Below are 5,479 nucleotides of genomic sequence, written 5' to 3'. Positions count from 1 at the left end.
GCCTTCGAGTGGATCATCGCCGGCCGCTACCTCCGCGCGCGGCGCCGGGGCGGCGGCGTCTCGGTGGTGGCGTTCTTCTCGGTGCTGGGCATCGCGCTCGGCGTCGCGACGCTGATCATCGTGCTCTCCGTGATGAACGGCTTCCGCACCGAGCTGCTGTCGAAGATCGTCGGCATCAACGGCCACATCTTCGTCACCCCGATCGACCGCACCTTCACCGACTTCGCCGACCTGTCCGAGCGGCTCTCGAAGGTGGCGGGGGTGCGCGCCGCGATCCCGCTGGTCGAGGGCCAGGCCTTCGCTTCCTCGCCCTACGGCGGCAGCGGCGTGCTGGTCCGCGGCGTGCGCGGCGACGACCTCGGGGCGATCGGCGGCATCTCGAAATCCCTGCGCGGCGGCACGCTGGAGGGCTTCGACGACGGCTCGGGCGTGCTGATCGGCCGCCGGCTCGCCGACAGCCTGGCGATCCAGGCCGGCGACACCATCACCCTCTCGACGCCGAAGGGGGCGACCACGGCCTTCGGCACCGCGCCGCGGACTAAGAGCTACAATGTGAAGGCGATCTTCGAGATCGGCATGACCGAGTTCGATTCGACCTTCGTGTTCATGCCGCTCTCCGAATCGCAGGCGTTCTTCAACCGCGAGGGCGACGTCAGCCTGATCGAGATCTACATCGACAACCCCGACGCGGTCGCCGCCATGCGCGAGCCGCTGGAGATGGCGGCCGAGCGGCCGGTGCTGCTCACCGACTGGCGCCAGCGCAACCGCACCTTCTTCGGGGCGCTCGAGGTCGAACGCAACGTGATGTTCCTGATCCTGAGCCTCATCGTCGTGGTGGCGACGCTCAACATCGTCTCCGGCCTGATCCTGTTGGTGCGCGACAAGTCGAGCGACATCGCGATCCTGCGCACCATGGGCGCGACGCCGGGCACGGTAATGCGCGTGTTCCTGATCAACGGCGCGCTGATCGGCCTCGTCGGCACGCTGTCGGGCCTCGGGCTCGGCATCCTGATCACCTTGAACATCAAGCCGATCCAGCGGGTGCTGTTTCCCGGAGCCTGGGACCCGACGGTGCGGTTCCTCGCTGAGATCCCCGCCGAGATGAATCCTACCGAGATCACGGTCGTGGTGCTGACCTCGTTCCTGCTCGCGCTCGCCGCGACGGTCTATCCCTCCTGGCGCGCGGCCCGGCTCGATCCGGTGCAGGCGCTGCGCTACGGCTGAGCGGCATTCCCATGAGCGGAACCCCCGAGCCCGCCGGCATCCCGCCGGTGCCGGCCCTGTTCTTTTCCCGCGTCGAGCGGCGCTACGCGCAGGGCGACCGCGGCCTCGACATCCTGCGCGGGGCCGACCTCGCGATCTGGCCGGGCGAGCTGGTGGCGCTCGTCGCGCCGTCGGGCGCCGGCAAGTCGACGCTGCTGCACCTGGCCGGCCTGCTGGAGCGGCCCGACGGCGGCGAGGTCTATGTCGGCGGCCAGCCGACCGCGGCGATGAAGGATGCCGAGCGCACGCGCTTCCGGCGCGAGGAGATGGGCTTCGTCTACCAGTTCCATCACCTGCTGCCGGAGTTCTCGGCGCTGGAGAACGTGGTGATGCCCCAGCTCATCCGCGGCCTCGGTCGCAGCGAGGCGAAGGCGCGGGCCACCGAGCTCCTGAGCTTCCTCGGCCTCAAGGACCGTCTCGTCCACCGCCCGGCGGAGCTCTCGGGCGGCGAGCAGCAGCGCGTCGCCATCGCCCGCGCCGTCGCCAACGGGCCGCGCCTGCTGCTCGCCGACGAACCCACCGGCAACCTCGACCCCTCGACCGCGGGCCACGTCTTCTCGATCCTGCTCTCGCTGGTGCGCGCCTCCGGCCTCGCGGCGCTGATCGCGACCCACAACATGGATCTCGCCGCCCGCATGGACCGCCGGGTCACGATCCGCGACGGGCTGATCGAGCAGTTGGACTGAAGCCGAGGACGCCGGTGTCGCCGCCTCGTGGCGGCGCGGTCACGCGTCATCCCATTTCGGCACGGATGCACGTTCGCGTTGCAACCGAAACGCGGAGTCGCGGATTACTCGCTTGAAGACGCGGAAACGCGTCGTCCGCGACCGGTGCCGACGCGCCGGGAACGCTGCCCAGGCGAGATCCAGATCCATGTCGACGACGTCCGTTGCTCCCGCCCTCACGCTCGTGGCTTTGCTCGGCCTTGCCGCCCCCCTTGCTACTCCGACCGCTGCCTCGGCCGCCTCGGCGACCACCGCCGCGGTGACCAAGGTCGCCGACGTGACCCCGCCGGCTCGCACGGTCTCGGCGAACGAGGGCGAGGAGGATGGCGGCACCTGCAGCCGCATGCGCCGCCGCCTCTGGGTTGAGGGCGAGGGCTGGATCGTTCGCCGCATCACCACCTGCCGCTGAACCGGATCGACGCCGGACAGGTTCGATTTGGGTTCGTTGCGCGAATCTGTGCGCAACACCGCCCGGCGCAGGGTTTAAGCAGTCTTCGCACGTAGCTCGCCGCCCCGAACCGGAACGAGATCGCCGAAACCGGGGTTTGCCCGGAAAGTCAGCGTTCCGTCCGGAGTTCCGATCCATGGCCCGTCACCGCCCGTCGCTCGCCGCTTCGTTCGTCCTTTCCGCCGCCCTGTCCCTCGGTGCCGGGGCGGCGAGCGCTGAGACCGTCCGCGTCACGCCCTACGGCGACGGCGCGGCCTATGCCGGCCAGGGCGGCTACGGTTTTGCCGACGAGGCGGTGCGCGGCGCCTATGTCGGCGCGCCCTTCAGCAGCGTGCCCTCGCCCAACCGCATCGTCCCGGCGCCGTGGAGCTACGGCACCTACGGTGTGCCGACGATCTCCGGATTGCGCGAGGCGCCGGTGGCCGCGCCGAGCGTGACCGTAGTCAACCCGGGCGAGCGCGCCGTCGCCCGCCCCGGACGCGGCCCCCGCATTCTCTCGCGCGGCCGCGACGGCGCCTGGACCTCCGGCGGGCGGGTCCAGACCGGCAACGGCGTCTCCGTCGTCACGGTCTCCGTCCCGCACCGCTGAGCTTCAGGCGTCTTCCGCCCGCGTGAGCGCCGCGTACCACGCGGCGTAGGGCGAGTCGCGTGGGTTGCGCCCGCCCTGATCCTCGGCCCCGTCGCCCCACCACACCGGCCCGCGCTCGCCGAGCGCCTCCTTGGCGGCCTGGACCGCGTCGCGGGCGCTCCGCATCAGCTCGGCCGCGCCGGCCTCGCCCTTGCGCTTCGCGCGCTTGGCCGCCCCGACGGCGCGGCGTGCATCCATCAATTCATCGACATGGCGCTGCCGGGTCTCCTCGGGTAGGCGCGGATCGCTGCAGCGCCACAGCCGTCCGCCGACGACGAAGTAGCGGCCGTCCGGCGTGCGCGGGTAGGGTGGGGCCCCGGTCCCGATCGACTTCTTCGCTGTGGTCACATGCCTCTCCCGTCGGCGCGCCAGGGTCGTCGCGCGGCGTCGGCGGTTGCGCCGCCTCGTACGATCCTGCGATCCACGTTCTGCGCGTATCTCGCTGAGACTGCATCTTAAGGTTTTTCAGGCCATCTCGTGCGACGCCAGTTTCCACCGGTATCGCGCGCCATGCACATCGTCATCGTCGATTCGAGCCGCGTCGTCCTCAAGGTCATCACCGGGCTGCTGGAACCGCGCGGGCACGTCATCAACACGTTCACCGATTCCGCCGCCGCCTGCGCTTTCCTCGAGGAGACGCCGAGCGTCCGGGTGCTGATCACCAGCCTCGAAGTCCGCCCGATGACCGGGTTGGAGCTGTGCTGGTCGGCCAGGCTGCTCGCCGAGGCGCGCCGCCCGCTCTACGTGATCACCATGTCGTCGGCGCGCAACGCCCGGAACCTCGCCGAGGCCCTCGACAGCGGCGCCGACGACTTCATCGAAAAGCCGCCGGGCGCCGAGGAGCTGCATGCGCGCCTGCGCGCCGCCGAGCGGCTGACCACGATGCAGGACGAGTTGATCCGCCTCGCCGAGACCGACTCGCTCACCGGCCTGCTCAACCGCCGCGCCTTCTTCGCCCGCGTCGGAGCCGTCGCGGAGCGCGCCGGCAACCACGGCACCCTGTCGGCCGTGTTCGCCGACATCGACCACTTCAAGCGCATCAACGACGAGCACGGCCACGACGTCGGCGACGCCGCGATCCGCGCCGTCTCCGATCTCCTCGGCGCACAGGGGATCGCCGGGCGCCTCGGCGGCGAGGAGTTCGCGGTGGTGCTGCCCGGGCTCTCGCTCGCGGCGGCGGAGGCCGTCGCGGGGCGGCTGCGCCTCCAGATCCGGGACCTGCGCATCCGCGGGACGCGCGGCCCCGTGCGCCTGACCTGCAGCTTCGGCGTCAGCACCTGGTGCGAGGGCGACAGCGTCACCGCGCTCACCAAGCGCGCAGACATCGCCCTCTATGAGGCCAAGACCACCGGGCGCGACCGCGTCGTCTCGGCGGAGACCGACATCGTGCTCGCGCGCGCCGGCTGACGCCGCCCGCGGGTCCGACGCCAGATGTCCTTGCGGAGCGAGGCGGGCGGGCGTACCTCGCCAGTCTTCGCAGGGCGGGCGCGGACACGATCGCGCCGGATTTCGCAGCGATTCGCCTGCGTTAAGGTTGATCGCGCTGTGCCTGCGCGAGACACGCGTTAAGTATAAGCCTCGCGCCATATGTGATTTCGACACAAGTCCGAGGCCGAAAACCCCAGGATTCGTCTGGAACGAGTCTTGAAACACCTTCTCCGACCCCGGCGGAATTGTGCCATGCCGGGAAAAGATGGGGTGTGCGGGATGAGTATGGCCGTTGACGTCCTGGTTTTCGACGAGCCCCAGGAGATGAATCCCGCCTTCCGCGCGACGCTGGAGCACATGCCGGCGCTCCACACGATCGGCGAGGCCGACCTCGACCGGGTCGACCCGGCCAACGTCGTCGCGCTGATCTTCCTCGACGAGACGCGGCTGGCGGACGGCCTCGGCCACCTCGCCGACCTCAAGGCACGCCTGCCGGCCCTGAAGACGCTGGTGGCGTTCCAGGCGTTGAATGCGGCCGACCTCGACGCCCTGCTCCGGGCCGGGGCCGACGCCTTCGTGGCGCGCTCCGCCGCCCCGCGCGACCTCTGCAACGCCGTGCTGGCCCTCGCCGAGGGCGCCCTGCAGCTGATCGCCCGCGCCGAGGTCGAGGCCGAGCCGGTCTCCGCCGCCGCCGAGCCGGCCGACGGCCTCGGGCTGACCCCGCGCGAGGCCGAGGTGCTGCGCTTCCTCAGCGCAGGCTTCAGCAACAAGGAGGTCGCGCGCCGCCTGATGCTCTCGGTCCGCACGGTGGAGACCCACCGCCTGAACCTGCGGCGCAAGACCCAGACCGGCCGGTTGAAGGACCTGGTCTCGCTCGCCCGGCAACTCGGCCTCGCGCCGGTGCTCGACGCGGAGACCAGCCGGCGCGGCGTCGAAGCGCCTCGGACGAACACGGGCGAAGGTCCGGCGCGCCACTGAGCGCGCCGC

7 protein-coding genes are annotated in these 5,479 nt (G+C 71.0%); 6 read left to right on the top strand and 1 reads right to left on the bottom strand.

Annotation, left to right across the window (positions count from 1 at the left end; translation table 11 throughout):
- From FV222_RS16020 to FV222_RS16005, 4 genes are all read left to right on the top strand, one after another.
- Positions 1-1,224: lipoprotein-releasing ABC transporter permease subunit (locus tag FV222_RS16020; RefSeq protein ID WP_147815057.1), on the top strand; the 1,224-nt coding region annotated here is incomplete at its 5' end.
- Positions 1,225-1,235: 11 nt separating this feature from the next.
- Positions 1,236-1,949, top strand: a complete 714-nt coding sequence (locus tag FV222_RS16015) for an ABC transporter ATP-binding protein (RefSeq protein WP_147762753.1) — start codon at positions 1,236-1,238, stop codon at positions 1,947-1,949.
- A gap of 187 nt (positions 1,950-2,136) precedes the next feature.
- A complete protein-coding gene (locus FV222_RS16010; RefSeq protein WP_246685492.1) occupies positions 2,137-2,397 on the top strand; it encodes a hypothetical protein in 261 nt (86 codons plus the stop codon).
- Positions 2,398-2,572: 175 nt separating this feature from the next.
- A complete protein-coding gene (locus FV222_RS16005; protein WP_147762754.1) occupies positions 2,573-3,025 on the top strand; it encodes a hypothetical protein in 453 nt (150 codons plus the stop codon).
- 3 nt (positions 3,026-3,028) lie between these two features.
- On the opposite strand, the gene FV222_RS16000 is transcribed toward FV222_RS16005, so the two are convergent.
- A complete protein-coding gene (locus FV222_RS16000) occupies positions 3,029-3,412 on the bottom strand; it encodes a hypothetical protein (protein WP_238271079.1) in 384 nt (127 codons plus the stop codon).
- A gap of 162 nt (positions 3,413-3,574) precedes the next feature.
- Here FV222_RS16000 and FV222_RS15995 point away from each other — a divergent pair, with 162 nt between their 5' ends.
- Positions 3,575-4,471, top strand: a complete 897-nt coding sequence (locus tag FV222_RS15995) for a diguanylate cyclase (RefSeq protein ID WP_147751031.1) — start codon at positions 3,575-3,577, stop codon at positions 4,469-4,471.
- 300 nt (positions 4,472-4,771) lie between these two features.
- Positions 4,772-5,470, top strand: a complete 699-nt coding sequence (locus FV222_RS15990) for a response regulator transcription factor (protein ID WP_147751030.1) — start codon at positions 4,772-4,774, stop codon at positions 5,468-5,470.
- The last annotated feature ends 9 nt before the right edge of the window (positions 5,471-5,479 follow it).

This window comes from Methylobacterium sp. WL103 (assembly GCF_008039885.1).
GTDB lineage: Bacteria > Pseudomonadota > Alphaproteobacteria > Rhizobiales > Beijerinckiaceae > Methylobacterium > Methylobacterium cerastii.
The sequence above is the reverse complement of the archived record's forward strand: the minus strand, read 5'-3'. Positions and strand labels throughout refer to the sequence as shown.